General features: G+C 65.2%; 13 protein-coding genes. 5 read left to right on the top strand and 8 right to left on the bottom strand.

Annotation, left to right across the window (positions count from 1 at the left end):
* Both AC731_RS11970 and AC731_RS11965 read right to left on the bottom strand, forming a co-directional pair.
* Window positions 1-225: a hypothetical protein gene (locus tag AC731_RS11970; protein ID WP_048706326.1), complete on the bottom strand. Its 225-nt coding sequence runs from the start codon at window positions 223-225 to the stop codon at window positions 1-3.
* Complete coding sequence (locus AC731_RS11965; protein ID WP_038012116.1) at window positions 222-686, bottom strand: Fur family transcriptional regulator; 465 nt, start codon at window positions 684-686, stop codon at window positions 222-224. Before AC731_RS11965 ends, AC731_RS11970 begins: the two co-directional genes overlap by 4 nt.
* 84 nt (window positions 687-770) lie before the next feature.
* On the opposite strand from AC731_RS11965, the gene AC731_RS11960 reads away from it, so the two are divergent.
* From AC731_RS11960 to AC731_RS11940, 5 genes are all read left to right on the top strand, one after another.
* Window positions 771-1,334, top strand: a complete 564-nt coding sequence (locus AC731_RS11960) for a DUF2796 domain-containing protein (protein WP_048706324.1) — start codon at window positions 771-773, stop codon at window positions 1,332-1,334.
* Window positions 1,334-2,065, top strand: coding sequence for an ABC transporter ATP-binding protein (locus AC731_RS11955; RefSeq protein ID WP_048706321.1), 732 nt, complete (start codon window positions 1,334-1,336; stop codon window positions 2,063-2,065). Before AC731_RS11960 ends, AC731_RS11955 begins: the two co-directional genes overlap by 1 nt.
* Complete coding sequence (locus tag AC731_RS11950) at window positions 2,062-3,348, top strand: ABC transporter permease (protein ID WP_048706319.1); 1,287 nt, start codon at window positions 2,062-2,064, stop codon at window positions 3,346-3,348. Before AC731_RS11955 ends, AC731_RS11950 begins: the two co-directional genes overlap by 4 nt.
* Before the next feature lies 1 nt (window position 3,349).
* A complete protein-coding gene (locus tag AC731_RS11945) occupies window positions 3,350-3,985 on the top strand; it encodes a DUF3299 domain-containing protein (protein WP_048706318.1) in 636 nt (211 codons plus the stop codon).
* A gap of 357 nt (window positions 3,986-4,342) precedes the next feature.
* Window positions 4,343-5,152 carry an NF038132 family protein gene (locus tag AC731_RS11940; RefSeq protein ID WP_004263853.1) on the top strand — a complete coding sequence of 270 codons (810 nt, stop codon included), beginning with the start codon at window positions 4,343-4,345 and terminating at the stop codon, window positions 5,150-5,152.
* A gap of 105 nt (window positions 5,153-5,257) precedes the next feature.
* Here the strand turns inward: AC731_RS11940 and AC731_RS11935 are convergent, their stop codons facing one another.
* The 6 genes from AC731_RS11935 to AC731_RS11910 form a co-directional block, all read right to left on the bottom strand.
* Window positions 5,258-5,605, bottom strand: coding sequence for a hypothetical protein (locus tag AC731_RS11935; protein WP_038012110.1), 348 nt, complete (start codon window positions 5,603-5,605; stop codon window positions 5,258-5,260).
* Window positions 5,606-5,631: 26 nt separating this feature from the next.
* On the bottom strand, window positions 5,632-6,858 hold the full coding sequence (locus AC731_RS11930; protein ID WP_048706315.1) for a glycosyltransferase: 1,227 nt from the start codon (window positions 6,856-6,858) through the stop codon (window positions 5,632-5,634).
* 76 nt (window positions 6,859-6,934) lie between these two features.
* On the bottom strand, window positions 6,935-10,174 hold the full coding sequence (locus AC731_RS20345) for a retention module-containing protein (RefSeq protein WP_156480709.1): 3,240 nt from the start codon (window positions 10,172-10,174) through the stop codon (window positions 6,935-6,937).
* A 134-nt stretch (window positions 10,175-10,308) separates the two neighbouring features.
* Entirely contained in the window at window positions 10,309-10,929 is a 621-nt protein-coding gene (locus AC731_RS11920; RefSeq protein ID WP_038012108.1) for a response regulator transcription factor, read from the bottom strand.
* Window positions 10,926-12,341 carry an HlyD family type I secretion periplasmic adaptor subunit gene (locus AC731_RS11915; protein ID WP_004263836.1) on the bottom strand — a complete coding sequence of 472 codons (1,416 nt, stop codon included), beginning with the start codon at window positions 12,339-12,341 and terminating at the stop codon, window positions 10,926-10,928. The genes AC731_RS11920 and AC731_RS11915 overlap by 4 nt, the downstream gene beginning before the upstream one ends.
* Entirely contained in the window at window positions 12,341-14,464 is a 2,124-nt protein-coding gene (locus AC731_RS11910) for a type I secretion system permease/ATPase (protein WP_156480708.1), read from the bottom strand. Before AC731_RS11910 ends, AC731_RS11915 begins: the two co-directional genes overlap by 1 nt.
* Window positions 14,465-14,618: the final 154 nt, after the last annotated feature.

Here is a 14,618-nt window from a genome sequence, read left to right as displayed (position 1 = left end):
TCAGTTCAAGGCCCACAGCACGGTGAGCCACAGCAGGCCGGTGGCGAGCGCTGCCAGCACAAGCCGCGCGGGCACGCCGAGGCCGAGCAGGCTGCGAGGCGGGAAGGCGCGCGCCAGCAACGGCGCGTGGGAGTGCGAGGGTGCGTGCGAATGCACGTGGGACGGCAGGTGATCGTGACTGCCGGCGGGGGCGTGTTCGTGCGCGTGGGAGGTCGGTGTCGTCATCGCGTCCCAGCCTTGATGCCCTGTCGTCCGCAGTCGGCACAGGCGCCATGGAGAACCAGTTCGGCACGGTCCAACTCGAAGCCCGCGGGAAGTGTCGGGCTGCTCTCGGTCGGAACATCCTCGAGGCACAGGATCTGGCCACAGCGGTCGCAGTGGAAATGAGCGTGGCGGTGCGCACCATCGTGGCGGATCTCGAAGCGCCAGGCGCGTTCGCCGCCGGCAATGCGCTGTGCGATGCCCTGTTCCACCAGCCAGTCGAGCGCGCGATAGAGCGTGACGCGGTCGTGCACGACGCCAGCGGCTGTCAGGGCTGCGCCGATTTCGTCGTGCGACAGGGGATGCTGGCCGGCCTGCAGGGTCTCGATGACCGCAATGCGCGTGCGCGTGACGCGGCCGCCGTGGGCCGAGATGAGCTCGCGGGCGCTGGGGAGGGGATGGCGGTAAGGCGCGTAATCAGGCATGGCAGTCTGGTCGTGGGCCGGCTTTTGATGCAACATTGTAGCATTTGAATGGGTCGTCAGTACGTGACCGCTTTGGGAGATGACATGAAATCTGCAGTCCTTGCCGCCGTCGTGCTTGCCGGCGTTGTCGCCGGCGCCCCCGCCCGGGCTCAGCATGCGCATGCGGCGCACGAGCATGGCGTTGCCGAGTTGCGGGTCGTGGCCGAGGGCGAGGCGCTGGTCGTCGAGTTCGCCAGTCCGCTCGACAATCTGGTGGGCTTCGAGCACCCGCCCCGCACGCCGGCCGAGCGCAAGGCGATGACCGATGCCGAGGCGGCGCTGCGCAATGGTGCCGGGCTGTTCCAGCCATCCGCGGCGGCGAATTGCCGCCTGGCGGATGTCGCGCTCGATTCGCCCTGGCTGCAGGGCAAGCACCACGACCATGGCCATGACCACGCCCATGCGCATGCCGAACCGGCAAGTGACGGGCACGCGGAGCTGGTGGCAGGGTATCGGTTCGAGTGCGCCCGGCCGGCGGCACTGGAGAGCCTGCGCATTGGGCTTTTCGACGCCTTTCCCCGCTTGCGGGAGCTGCGGGCGGAGCGGGCGACTGCCCGCGGGCAGGGCGCGGCGGTGCTGAAGGCCGGGCAGGCCGAGCTGCCCCTGTGATGCAGCGCGAGACGCTTGCGGCGCAGGCTGTGCCGGCCGTCGGCGTGGCGGCGATGCGCTATCGCTGGCCCGGTGCGGCGGATGACTGCCTGTCGATCGAGCAGTTCGAGATCGAGGCTGGCGAGCGCGTGTTCCTGAGGGGACCGAGCGGCAGCGGCAAGACCACGCTGCTGTCGCTGGTGGGCGGCGTGATCCTGCCGCAGGCGGGTACGGTCAGCATTGCGGGGCAGCCGCTGGCGCAGTTGTCGGCGGGCGCGCGCGATCGGTTTCGTGCCGACCACCTGGGCTTCGTGTTCCAGCTCTTCAACCTGCTGCCTTATCTGTCGGCGCGCGACAACATCCTGCTCGCCTGTCGATTTTCTGCCACGCGGCGGGCACGGCTGGCCGCGCGCGGTACGTCGGCGGACGCCGAAGCCGAGCGTCTGGCCAGCCGGCTCGAGCTTGGCGCGGTCCTGCACCGGCCGGCGGCGGAACTGTCGGTCGGCCAGCAGCAGCGTGTTGCCGCCGCCCGGGCGCTGATCGGCCAGCCGGGGCTGATCGTGGCCGACGAGCCGACGTCTGCGCTCGATGCCGACCGCCAGCAGGCCTTCATCGACCTGCTGCTCGACGAGTGCGCCGAGGCCGGTGCGGCCTTGCTCTTCGTCAGCCACGACCTGCGCCTGGCGCACCATTTCGACCGCGTCGTCGATCTGGTGCAGCTCAACCGGGTCGTGGCGGAGGCGGGCGCATGACGCCGCTACTGAGCCTGAGCCTGCGCAGCATCGCCAACCGGCGTCTGTCGGCGCTCCTCACCGTGGTCGCAGTCGCGCTGTCGGTGTCGCTGCTGCTGGGGGTCGAGCGCGTGCGCAACGATGCGCGCGATGGCTTTGCGCAGACGGTGTCGGGCACCGACCTGATCGTCGGCCCGCGTGGCGGGGCGGTGCAGTTGCTGTTGTACTCGGTGTTCCACATCGGCCACGCGAGCAACAACGTGTCGTGGCAGAGCATGCAGCGCGTGGCGGCGTTGCCGCAGGTGAAGTGGCTGGTGCCGCTGTCGCTCGGGGACTCGCACCGCGGCATGCGCGTGGTCGGCACCACAGCGGATTTCTTCCGCCACTACCGCCACGGCGAGGACCGTGCGCTGGCTTTCGCGCACGGGCGGCCCTTCGCGCCTGCGCCCGAGGGGCTGTTCGAGGCGGTCGTCGGCGCCGAGGTGGCGATGCGTTTCGGCTACAGCGTCGGTCAGCGGATCGTGCTCAGCCACGGCAGTCTGGGTGGGGACGGTGGCCCGCGTTTCGCCGATCATGCCGACAAGCCGTTCCCCATCGTCGGCGTGCTGGCGCGCAGCGGAACGCCGGTTGACCGGGCGGTGCTGGTGGGGCTCGAGGGCATCGAGGCGATCCATGTCGACTGGCACGGCGGCGCCCCGATCCCCGGTCTGACGATCGGCCCCGAGCATGTGCGCAAGTTCGATCTGAGCCCGAAGTCCGTCACCGCCGCACTGGTCGGGCTCGACAGCCGAATCGCGGTGTTCCGCGTGCAGCGTCAGATCAACACGATGGACGAGGAGCCGCTGACCGCGATCCTGCCGGGCGCCACGCTGCAGGAACTGTGGTCGCTGGTCGGCGTCGCCGAACGGGCGCTGCTGGCGGTGTCGGCGCTGGTGGTGGTCGTGGGGCTGGCTGGCCTGGTCGCCGTGGTGGTTGCGAGCCTGGGCGAGCGCCGGCGCGAACTGGCGATCCTGCGCGCACTGGGTGCCAGTCCGCCGCAGGTGTTCGTGCTGCTCGCGCTCGAGAGCGTGCTGATGTCGCTGGCGGGCATCGTGCTCGGTCTCGGGCTGCTGTATGGTGCGGGCGCGCTGGCGGCGCCCGGGCTGGCCGCGGGTTGGGGTCTCGAACTTGGGCTGGGCTGGCCATCCGCAGGCGAGTGGCGTCTGCTCGTCGCAGTGATGGCTGCCAGCCTGCTGGCGAGCCTGGTGCCGGCCTGGCGTGCATACCGTTACTCGCTGGCCGATGGTCTGACGATAAGGATCTGAGATGGAGTTTTCGAGACGTTTGCAGTCTGTAGTCGTGGCCGTCCTGATGGCGGCCGGGATTGGCCTGTCGGCATCGGTCGCGGCACAGTCCGATAGTGCGGCGGGCGCTGACTACAAGGTGGGCGACCGGCTCGCCGCGCCGGCGAAGAGTGGCAAGGCCGCGGCCAGGGCGGGCTTTCGCGAGATCAGCTGGGACGACCTGATCCCGGCTGACTGGGATCCGCAGAAATTCTTCGCGGACCTGGATCTCGACGACCTGCAGGACAACGATCCGCGCGTCGCCGACGTGATGGCACGCATGCGTGCGGAATGGGATCGCGCACCGGTGGTCGATCGTTTCTCCGGCCAGCAGGTGCGTATCCCGGGTTTCGTGGTGCCGCTCGAGAGCGACGGCAAGACGATCCGCGAATTCCTGCTCGTGCCCTATTTCGGCGCCTGCGTGCATGTGCCGCCGCCACCGGCCAACCAGCTCATCCACGTGATTCCGGACAAACCCGTGCCGGCGGGTTTGAACATGTCGCCGGTGTGGGTCAATGGCGTGCTGAATGTTGGCCGGGTCGAATCGGAGATGGGGAGTGCCGGATACCAGATGCGCGGCATCAAGGTCGAGGAATACAAGGATCCGCTACCGCGCTGAGGGGGTACGAATCCGGCAGTTCGATTGACGCTTCAAAGGCGTATTGCCCTGCGTGTCTCGGGGGGGGCTGCGCGTTGAAAGTGTCGAAAAATCTTACAGTCGCCCCGGAATTCCATCAGAAAAACTGATCAGATAAGGCCCAGGAAAGTTTCGTGCAGTCTCCGTGATAAAAATCACAGTGCCCGGAATCGCCCAGTAAAATCAATGCAGTAAAAAGGGCTTTAGAGCAGAAAATCAGCGGGTTATCACGTTATTTTAAGAGTTTCCCGATTGAGCTTGAAATGACAGGCACGTCTTTTGCTTATTTTTTAGGGTGAGTGGTATCGATTCAAATAAACAATGAATGCGAGGTCTGTCATGTCTTACAAGAACTTGTTCCTGCCCAAGCGGGTAATGCTGTCGAGCCTGACTGCGGCCACGGCGCTGTGCTTCTCGGCGATGGCATCCGCAGCGCCCACGGCCTTCGATGGGGGGCTCCCGAGCGGCTGGACGGGTGTCGGCGGTTTCGGCACATCGGGCGCCGATGGCGTGGTGACGGCCTCGCCCGAAGGCGGTGCCTATGGTTGGGTGTCGACGAACAATGGCGTCAGCGGCGCCACGCTGGCCGGCGTCGGTGGCACGAACGGGTCGCGTGTGCTGAGCAGCGTTTTCTCGGCAAGTGCGGGTGACAGCCTGGAGTTCCATTTCAACTACGTCACCTCCGACGGCGGCGCCTACTCTGATTACGCTTGGGCGCGCTTGCTGCTTTCGGACCTGACCCAGGTCGCGGTGTTGTTCACTGCTCGCACGACCCCGGACGGAAACAGTGTTCCCGGCGTGGGCCTTCCTGACATTGCAGCGGAAATCGAGCCGTCGTTCGTGACGATCAACGAAGGAGCCCCGACCTGGTCACCCCTGGGCAGCAGCTCTAACACCTGTTTTGACGAAGGCTGCGGTTACTCGGGCTGGATCAAGTCGAAGTACAGCATTCTCAATGCTGGCAACTATATTCTCGAGTTCGGCGTTGCGAACTGGGAGGACGGGAGCTATCAATCCGGTCTCGCCTTCGATGGCATCACCGTCGGTGGCACGCCGGTGGAAAACCCGATTCCGGAACCCGGTTCGCTGGCCCTGCTCGGCCTCGGCCTTGCCGGCCTTGCCTGGGGGCGTCGTCGTCAGGCGGCCTGATCGCGTGTCATGATCCGTACGGTGGTGCCGGCGCACCACCGCGAAACCGGGGCCAGGTGGACAAGGATCCACCTGGCCCCGGTTTTTTAGCATTACCGTTTCGAGCTACAGTAAGCCGCTATCGTCATCGAGAAGATCGGCATTCCGATTGAGCGAATCGCGTAGCGAGCGCCGTTGCAGCAGACGATTCTGTGCTGGCAGGGGGAGGTCGGTGAAGCAGATGACGTCCTTGGCGAGCAGGGTGTCGATGAGGTCTTCCAGCACGCGGATGAGGCCCTGATCGGAGTGCTCGAGGGACGCACGGACGTTTCCGGGGTCGGGCTTGGGCGGGCTGATGCCGGTGAGCGCAGCGAGTTCTGCGCTGCCGGGTTCGACCCATTCGTCGGCTGTCGCCGACGGCACAAGCCGCGCTGAAATGATCTCTCCGCTGGAATTTCGCTCTACGTACGGCATGGCGCCGCCTCCGTCGCTGCTGTTGTTCAGAAGACGCCGAGCTTGCGGCGCTGGATAACGGTGTCGAAGATCGACAAATAGCGCGGCGCGACCTTCCTGATGTGGAAGCGCTGGTGGGCATCGGCCAGCGCATTCTCGCCCAGATGGGCGAAACTGTGCGGGGCGTCGATGATCTCGGTGGCGTAGCGCACCCAGCTTGCCATGTCGTCGTACTTGCACAGTAGCCCGTTGTAGCCGTGGCGGATGACCTCGGGGACGAAGCAGCGGTCGCTGGCGACGATCTTCTTGCCACGGAACAGCAGTTCGAACAGCCCCCAGTTGGCCGAGCCGAACTGCAGCGGGTAGAGGAACATGTCCATCGCCTCGACGTAGCTCGCGAAGTCGTCATAGCCGGCGAAGCTGACATGCTGGAAGCTCGCACCCTCGCCGAGCGTGATGCCTTCGCGCTGCAACACATACTGCATGAAGGATTCCGGCCGCGATTCGACCGGGAAGTTGTTCTGCAGGAAGGCTTCTTCGTAGCTGTAGAGCACCTTTGGGGCGCCGCAGAAGACGAAACGCACTTGCGGCCGGACCTTGAGGATTTCCTTGGCGATCAGGATGAACTGTTCGAAGCCTTTCGCCGACGAGAGGTCTCGTGCCGAGAAGCCGATGTGGAACACACCCTCTTCCTTGGCAAAGGTCGACGGCTTGCGGGTGATGTCGAAGCCTTCCATCTGCGGCACGATGCGTTCGTGCAGGCAGCTCGGGAACATGTCCCTGGCGTAGGCGCTGGGCACGATCACCAGGTCGCTCTTGAGCACCTGGTGATAGCTCGTCATCTCGAAGACCTTGTCGCGGAAGGTCGCGTAGTCCGGCTGCGGATACTTCGGGTCGTGGCCGTGATGGCCGAAGGACGGGAACTCGATGTAGGTGATGATGGGGATGTCGAATTCGTCGAAAAGCTGCAGCGGAAAGCCGCCCGAACCGTGGGCGACGATGAGGTCGATGCCGGTCTTCTTGAGCAGTTCGCCGATTGCCTGCTTGATGAGGAAGGAGCGCTGGATCCGGGCTTCGAGATTCTTGGTGTAGAAGTAGCTGTTCGGGTTTTCGCCGGCTACGGCGAACGGTACGAGGTTGGGGATCTTGTCCTTGTTGGCGTTATAGACGCCAGCGGTGCACAGGAACCAGGAGTGCGCCAGCCCTTCGCTGTTCAGGTGTTCATGCAGGGTCTGGAACTGGCCAAGTCCCTCGTGGATGAACAGTATCCTCATCGATTGTTTGCCTCTTCAGAAAAGAGCACGGCGGCAGGCCGGGAGCCCGCCGCCATTTCACGACACCGACTGCGGCTCAATCGACAGTCGGTGTGTTTTGCAGCAGTTGATTGATCGGGTCCGGCTGGAAGGCTGCGAGTACGTCTGCGCCCGTATCGGCGCTCCCGCCGCCCGCGGTGCCGCCCCCGGTAAGGTCGTCGTCCTGAGGTAGCACGTCGCCTGCGGAAAGCGCCTGGCCCGTAACCGTCTGGCTTTGTACCGTATCGGTCGCGGTGTCGGTCAGGGTCGCGGTGTCGGTGATCGTTTCCGTGGCCGTTGCGAGCGTCACCGTCTCCGTCCATTGGCTGAGGGTGACGGTCTCGGTGTATTCGGTCACGGTTTCCGTGTCGCTGGTGACGGTTTCAGTCATCGCCGTGCCGGTCACCGTGTCCGTACCGTTGGTGACAGTCTCGGTCAGTGCGGTGCCGGTGACGGTCTCGGTGCCGTTGGTGACGGTCTCGGTCAGTGCGGTGCCGGTAATGGTCTCGGTGCCGTTGGTGACGGTTTCGGTCAGTGCGGTGCCGGTGATGGTTTCGGTGCCGTTGGTGACGGTTTCGGTCAGTGCGGTGCCGGTGACGGTCTCGGTGCCGTTGGTAACGGTTTCGGTCAGTGCGGTGCCGGTGACGGTTTCGGTGCCGTTGGTGACGGTTTCGGTCAGCGCGGTGCCGGTCACGGTGTCCGTGCCGCTGGTGACGGTCTCGGTGATGGCGGTGCCGGTCACCGTCTGGGTGCCGTTCGTCACCGTGTCCGTCAATGCGGCGCCCGTGATGGTCTCGGTACCGCTGGTAACGGTTTCGGTCATGGCCGTGCCGGTGACCGTCTGGGTGGCACTGGTGACCGTTTCGGTGAATGTGGTGCCGGTGACGGTTTCGGTGCCGTTGGTCACGGTTTCGGTGATGGCGGTACCGGTGACGGTCTGGGTGCCGCTGGTCACTGTGTCCGTCAGGGCGGTGCCCGTGATGGTCTCGGTACCGCTGGTGACGGTTTCGGTCGCGGCAGTGCCGGTGACTGTCTGAGTGCCGCTGGTAACGGTTTCGGTCAAGACAGTGCCCGTAACGGTCTCGGTGCCGCTGGTGACGGTTTCGGTCATGGCGCTCCCGGTGACGGTCTGGGTGCCGCTGGTCACAGTGTCGGTCAATGCAGTACCGGTGATGGTTTCGGTGCCGTTGGTGACGGTTGTGGTCAACGTGGTACCGGTGATGGTTTCGGTGCCGTTGGTGACGGTCTCCGTCATCATCGTCCCTGTCTCGGTGACGGTCTGGGTGATTGCGATCTCCCGTTCGCCGCCGGCCTGAATACCGCCGATCTGGAATCGGCCTTCCGTATGTTTGATTCGGAAGTCGTTGAATGGGGTGTCAGAAGTGATCGTGATGCTGGATATGCCCTTTGGCACTGAGTAGCTCGTGGTTACGCCATTGACGGTGATGTCGAACGTCGTGGTCTTGCCTGCACCGTCGATCTTCATCACCAGCGAATGGATGTTCGCAGGCGTTCCATCCAGCATCGTGATGGCGACGTTGACCGCTTCGCCTCCTTCCATATGCGTGTTGTCGACACCCAGCCACCCTTGATTGGTGTTGACGGTGTGGCCAGCGTCGGGCGTGTACTTGATCTGGATGCGGTCTGTAGTGATGTAGCCGTAGGACGGTCCACCCGGCTGAATGGCATGATCCGTCGTGGCGAATGGAGTGGTGGTGGTGGTCGCAACCGTCTCGGTGGCCGCGGTGACGGTTTCGGTCATTGCGGTGCCCGTCACTGTCTCCGTGGCGCTCGTTACCGTTTCGGTCTGTGCGGAGCCGGTGACGGTCTGGGTGGCGCTGGTGACGGTTTCGGTCAGTGCGGTCCCGGTGACGGTCTCGGTGCCACTGGTGACGGTCTCGGTGAGCGCTGTGCCGGTGATGGTCTGGGTGGCGCTGGTGACGGTTTCGGTCAGTGTGGTCCCGGTGACGGTCTCGGTGCCGCTGGTGACGGTCTCGGTGAGCGCCGTGCCGGTGATGGTCTGGGTGGCGCTGGTGACGGTTTCGGTGTCTGCAGTTCCGGTGACGGTCTCAGTGCCGCTGGTGACGGTCTCGGTGAGCGCCGTGCCGGTGACGGTCTGGGTGGCGCTGGTGACGGTTTCGGTGAGCGCCGTGCCGGTGACGGTCTGGGTGGCGCTGGTGACGGTTTCGGTGTCTGCAGTTCCAGTGACGGTCTGGGTGGCGCTGGTGACCGTTTCGGTCATTGCGGTGCCGGTGACGGTCTGGGTGCCGCTGGTGACGGTCTCGGTCGCTGCGGTGCCGGTGACGGTCTGGGTGGCGCTGGTGACGGTTTCGGTCAGTGCCGTACCGGTGACCGTCTGAGTGCCATTGGTGACGGTTTCGGTCAATGCGGTGCCGGTGACGGTCTGGGTGCCGTTGGTGATGGTTTCGGTCAGTGCGGTGCCGGTGACGGTCTGGGTGCCGCTGGTGACGGTTTCGGTCAGTGCCGTACCGGTGACCGTCTGAGTGCCATTGGTGACGGTTTCGGTGTTTGCGGTGCCGGTGACGGTCTGGGTGCCATTGGTGACGGTTTCGGTCAGTGCCGTACCGGTGACGGTAAGAGTCGCGGACGTCACCGTTTCGGTCAGCGCGGTACCCGTTACGGTCTGGGTGACGATGCCGGTGATCGTGTCGGTGATGATGCCGCTCACCGTGTCCGTGATCGGCTGCGTGACGGTTTCGGTGAGCGTGACGGTGTCGGTGACCGTGATCGTGATGGTTTCGGTGACGTTCTCCGTCGACGGCGGCACCACACTGCTTGGAGATTCGGGCGAGTCGTCGTTTGCGGCGCCGAGGAAGAGCGGCGTCTCGTCCTGCGTGAGCAAGCCGAAATCGAATTCCAAGGGCGTCACGCCTTCGGCGATACGAAGCAGGCGGACGAAGTTGCTGCCCTCGCCCCCGCCGCCGCCCGCCAGGCCGGCCGCAGGCGCTTCGAGCGTTTCGCCGAGATCGCCACCCTGCTCGAGTGCCTGGATCACGCGATCGATATCGCCAAGGGCCAGTTCGGCGTCGGATGCACCCGGGCGGATGGTGTCATCCATCTCTGCGCTGAGGGTGACCGTCTGGTTGTCGGGGATCTCCAGGCGTGCGCCGTCGGCCATGGCCAGTTCGACGCGACCGCCGGGCGAGGTGACGATGGTTTCGCCTTCACGGAGCACGTCGCCCGCTTTCAGTGGGCGGGTATTGCCGTCTGCGTCACGGGCAAACGCTGCCCCCTTGATTGCGACGACTGTAGCGATGGGAGGAAGGACGGTAGCCATTGTAAACCTCTAAATGGGAATGGTGCGGACGCAGGCGCGGCCGTGCGGAATTCGATGACGATTCGATCCTATCCCGCGCCGACGAGTCCGACTATTGGACGGAAGGACAGGGTCGGCAGGCTGCGCTCATGCCGTCATGCGGGGACGCGTGTACTTTGTTCGACCTTGCTGGCACCGACGCGTAGCGCAAGTTGAAGTCGGTCGCGCACCCCGAGTTTTTCGAAGATGGCGCCGAGGTGGGCCTTGATCGTGCGCTCGGTGACGCCGAGGACGCGGGCCGCTTCCTTGTTGCTCATGCCGGAGGCCACTGCATGCGCCACCTCGAGTTCGCGTTGCGACAGTCCGGCAAGTGCGTGGTTGCGCACCGCCGGCAAGCGTGCCTGCAGTGCGCCCAGGAGTCTGCCGATCAGATCCTCCCCCACCCAGAGTCCACCGTGCTTCACCACCGCGGCGATCTCGCGCAGCAAGGTCGGGGTGGCGAGCGCATGTGCATAACCGCGAGCGCCCAGTTCGAGGGCTGCGATCGCCTCGTTCTGGTCGGGCTGCAGCGAAAGCACCACGACGCAACAACCATTCTGCGTGACCAGATCGACGATCCGGGTACGCCAATCGGGGACTTCGGCGCTCAGCCACACCACGTCGTTCGGGCCGATGCCGAGGCCACGTCCAGACTCGACGATCAGCGCGTGCGGGATCGCCTCTTGCCAGCGGGCCGCCGCCAGCGAGTGGCCGCTCATGAAAATGTGTCGATTCATCGTTCGGTCAGTGCGTTGGCTTTTGCCCGCAGCACGGGCTTGAGCAGGTAGGAAAGGATGGTTTTCTTGCCGGTGAGGATGTCCACGTCGGCCATCATGCCCGGGATGATGGGCAGATTTTCGCCCAGCGTCGACGCGTGTGTCCTGACGCGAACGACATAGGCTGCATTGCCCTTGTCATCGATCACGGTGTCGGCAGAGATGTGTTCGACCTCGGCTTCAAGCCCGCCATAAATGGCGAAGTCGTAAGCGGAGAACTTCACGAGTGCCTGTTGGCCGGGGCGCAGGAAGGCAATGTCGCTCGGCTTGATCCGGGCCTCGAGGATCAGGGCGTCGTCGAGGGGGACGATTTCCACCACTTCCTTGCCCGGCTGGACCACGCCGCCCACGGTATTCACCAGCAGACGCTGAACGGTGCCGCGCACCGGCGAACGGATCTCGGCGTGCTTGACGCGGTCGGCCAGCATCCGGCTGCCCTGCGACAGGCTGCCGAGGCGGGACATGGTCTCGGACAGTTCGCCCCGTAGCTGGTTGCGGACATTCAGTTCGATTTCCTGGATCTTGCGCGTCGATTCCGTGATCGCGGACTGCACGCGTGAGATCTGCGCCGCCGACTGTTCGCGCTCGCCGCGCAGACGCGCGACGTCGCGCTCCAGGCGCAGCAGTTCGACCTCGGAAACCGCGCCCGACGAGGCCAGCGGTTTGGTGACCGTCAGTTCCTGCTGGGCCAGTTCGAAGGCGCGACTTGCCTGCGTATTGCGTGCGCGGACCTCGTTCAGTTCCTGTTCGCGCTGGCGCAGCTGATCGCGGGCGATCGAAAGCTGTGCCTCCATTTCGGCGCGGGTCGATCCATAGAGCCGTCGTTCGTGCGCGACGATGTCGGGCGCTTCCTGTTCGACCTCCGGCGGCGGCGAGAACGGCGTGCCCTGCGTCAGCGCCTCCAGTCGCGCGCGCTTGGCCTCGAGTGACAGGTACTCGGCACGGTTCTCCAGCAGCGAGGACATGAAGCGGGTGGGGTCTACCTGCAGGAGCAGGTCGCCGGTCTCGACGATCTGGCCTTCGCGCACCGCGATGTTCTCGACCACGCCGCCATCGACCGACTGCACGATCTGCAGTTGGCGCGAAGGGCTCACCTTGGCCTCGCCCCGCGTGACTTCATCCACTTTTGCGAAGGCGGCCCACAGCAGCAGCACGATCACCACCACCGCGGCGACTCGCAGCAGGGCGCGCGCGCGCAGCGGCTCCTGCTGCAAGCGCGCCCAGTCAGCGTCGCTCGACCAGTCGAGGCTGTCGTCGCGCTCGATCGACGCCAGCCGCGATACCAGCCCGCCAAAAACACGGGTGCCGAAACCCGAGGGACGATCGGCGAGGTCCCCAATACGCTTGAAGGCGCGCTCTTCGATACCTCCCATCACGACCCCCTTCCGATACGGCCCTGACGCAAGGCTTCGACGACCTGGGCCTTGGGGCCGTCGGCGACGATGCGCCCGCCGTCGAGCACGATGACGCGATCGACCAGGTCGAGCAGCGAGGTGCGGTGAGTGACGATGAGCAAGGTCTTGTGACGGGCGAATTCGGTCAGGCGGCGCTTGATGGCTTCCTCGCTCGAGTTGTCCATCGAAGCGGTCGGCTCGTCCAGAAGCAGAATGGGCGGATCCTTGATGACGGCGCGCGCGATCGCGACGCCCTGGCGCTGGCCGCCCGACAGGGACTCGCCCCGTTCGCCGATCAGCATGTCGAAGCCGCGTGGGTGCGAATTGACGAAGTCGAGGATGCCGGCCGTTTCCGCGGCGCGAATGACGTCGGCGTCGTCGGCATGCGGGGCTGCAATGGTGATGTTCTCGCGCAGCGCGCCGTAGAACAGCGTGATGTCCTGCTGCACGTAGCCGATGTGACGACGGAGTTCGGCCGGATCGAGCTGGCGCTGATCGATGCCGTCGATCAGTACGGAACCGGCGGTCGGCCGGTACAGACCGAGGATGAGTTTCTCCAGTGTCGTCTTCCCCGAGCCGATGCGACCGAGGATGCCGACCCGCTCGCCCGGGCGGATGCGCAGGGATACCGCGCGCAGCGACTCCGTCTGCTGTCCCGGGTAGGCAAAGCTGACATCGCGGAACTCGATCTCGCCGCGAAAGCTGCCGCGGCTGATGAAGGCGCTGCCCTCGGGGCGCTCGACCTCGCGCAGCATCATCTGGTCCAGCGACTCGAGTGCGGTGGATGCGTTGTGGTACTGGATCAGCAGCCCGGCGACCTGCCCGATCGGCGCCATCGCGCGTGACGACAGCAGATAGCAGGCGATCAGGCCGCCCATCGACAATTCGTTGTGGCTGATCAGATAGACGCCGAGCACGATCATGGACACGTTGACCAGTTGCTGCACGGTCGATGTGCCGTTGGTCGCGGTGGCCGACAACAGGCGCAACTGCGCGGCGACCCGTGCGAGCAGCGCGGCGCTTTTCTCCCACTTGAGTTGCAGCGGCGCTTCGGCGCCGAGCGACTTCACGGTTTCCAGTCCGACCAGTCCTTCGATGAGCGTGGCGTTGCGCTGGGCGCCGGCGCGATAGGTCAGCTCCGACAGCTCGTGCATGCGACGCTGCACGCTCAGCGCGTAGAGCAGTACGACGGCCACGCCGAGGAAGAAGGGCAACAGCATGGGCCATGCGATCCAGCCGATCACCACCAGGAAGACGAGCGCGAAGGGCACATCGATGAAGGACACTACCGTTGCCGAGCCGATGAAGTCGCGCACCGATTCGAAGGCACGCAGGTTGGCCGCAAAGGATCCGGCCGAAGGGGGCCGCTCTTCCATGCGCATGCCGAGCACCCGCTCCATGATCAGGGCAGAGATCCGCACGTCGGCGCGATTGCCCGCCAGGTCGACGAAGTAGCCGCGCAGCGTGCGCAGCACGAGGTCGCCGAGCAGCACGACCACGACGCCTGCGGCGAGTACCCAGAGGGTGTCCACCGCGTTGTTCGGCACCACGCGGTCGTAGACGTTCATGGTGAAGAGCGGGACGCCGAGCGCGAACACGTTGATCATGAAAGCGGCCAGCAGGACGTCCCGGTACAGCGAGCGGTTCTCGATGATCGCGCCCCAGAACCAGTGGTTGCCACGCTGCGCACGCACGATCGGGGTGCGGGCATCGAAATGCACCTGTGGCCGTACGTGGATCGCGCGGCCGCTATGGCGCGCTTGCAAGGCCTGCACCGGGAGATCGACCACCGTGTCGCCGAGTTCGGGGAAGACCACGCGGGCGTGGCTGCGATCTTCGCTCCAGCCCGTCAGCACGCAGGCCGCGTCACCGTGCAGCAGGAGGATGGTTGGCAGCAGTGCGTCGTTGAGTCCGCCGAGCGGCTTGCTCACGATGCGGCTGGTGAAGCCTGCCCGCCTGGCTGCGCGCTCGAACAGCGAGGGCTTCAGGCCCTCGTCGGCCACAGGCAGTCCGCCGAGCACTGCGTCACGCGTGATCGTGCGGCCGTGGGCGCGCGCCACCAGCAGCAGGCATTCGAGCAGATCATCGGATCTGCCGGGCACTGCATCTGCTGCCGGCCCGGCAACATCGGGGTGTTTTGACGTGTGCGGAAAGTCCGCTGCAGATCCTTCAGCCACGAGTCAGGCAACCTCTCAGAATGAAATGGCGCATGGTGATCATGCGCACCGGGGGCTGGACGCGACGTCCGTGTAGCGA

The sequence above is a fragment of the Thauera humireducens genome (assembly GCF_001051995.2).
GTDB classification, from domain to species: domain Bacteria; phylum Pseudomonadota; class Gammaproteobacteria; order Burkholderiales; family Rhodocyclaceae; genus Thauera; species Thauera humireducens.
The sequence above is the reverse complement of the archived record's forward strand: the minus strand, read 5'-3'. Positions and strand labels throughout refer to the sequence as shown.

Coding starts and splice junctions, on each gene's coding strand:
- AC731_RS11970 (WP_048706326.1), bottom strand. CDS start 225: ATGACGACACCGACCTCCCACGCGCACGAACACGCCCCCGCCGGCAGT.
- AC731_RS11965 (WP_038012116.1), bottom strand. CDS start 686: ATGCCTGATTACGCGCCTTACCGCCATCCCCTCCCCAGCGCCCGCGAG.
- AC731_RS11960 (WP_048706324.1), top strand. CDS start 771: ATGAAATCTGCAGTCCTTGCCGCCGTCGTGCTTGCCGGCGTTGTCGCC.
- AC731_RS11955 (WP_048706321.1), top strand. CDS start 1,334: ATGCAGCGCGAGACGCTTGCGGCGCAGGCTGTGCCGGCCGTCGGCGTG.
- AC731_RS11950 (WP_048706319.1), top strand. CDS start 2,062: ATGACGCCGCTACTGAGCCTGAGCCTGCGCAGCATCGCCAACCGGCGT.
- AC731_RS11945 (WP_048706318.1), top strand. CDS start 3,350: ATGGAGTTTTCGAGACGTTTGCAGTCTGTAGTCGTGGCCGTCCTGATG.
- AC731_RS11940 (WP_004263853.1), top strand. CDS start 4,343: ATGTCTTACAAGAACTTGTTCCTGCCCAAGCGGGTAATGCTGTCGAGC.
- AC731_RS11935 (WP_038012110.1), bottom strand. CDS start 5,605: ATGCCGTACGTAGAGCGAAATTCCAGCGGAGAGATCATTTCAGCGCGG.
- AC731_RS11930 (WP_048706315.1), bottom strand. CDS start 6,858: ATGAGGATACTGTTCATCCACGAGGGACTTGGCCAGTTCCAGACCCTG.
- AC731_RS20345 (WP_156480709.1), bottom strand. CDS start 10,174: ATGGCTACCGTCCTTCCTCCCATCGCTACAGTCGTCGCAATCAAGGGG.
- AC731_RS11920 (WP_038012108.1), bottom strand. CDS start 10,929: ATGAATCGACACATTTTCATGAGCGGCCACTCGCTGGCGGCGGCCCGC.
- AC731_RS11915 (WP_004263836.1), bottom strand. CDS start 12,341: ATGGGAGGTATCGAAGAGCGCGCCTTCAAGCGTATTGGGGACCTCGCC.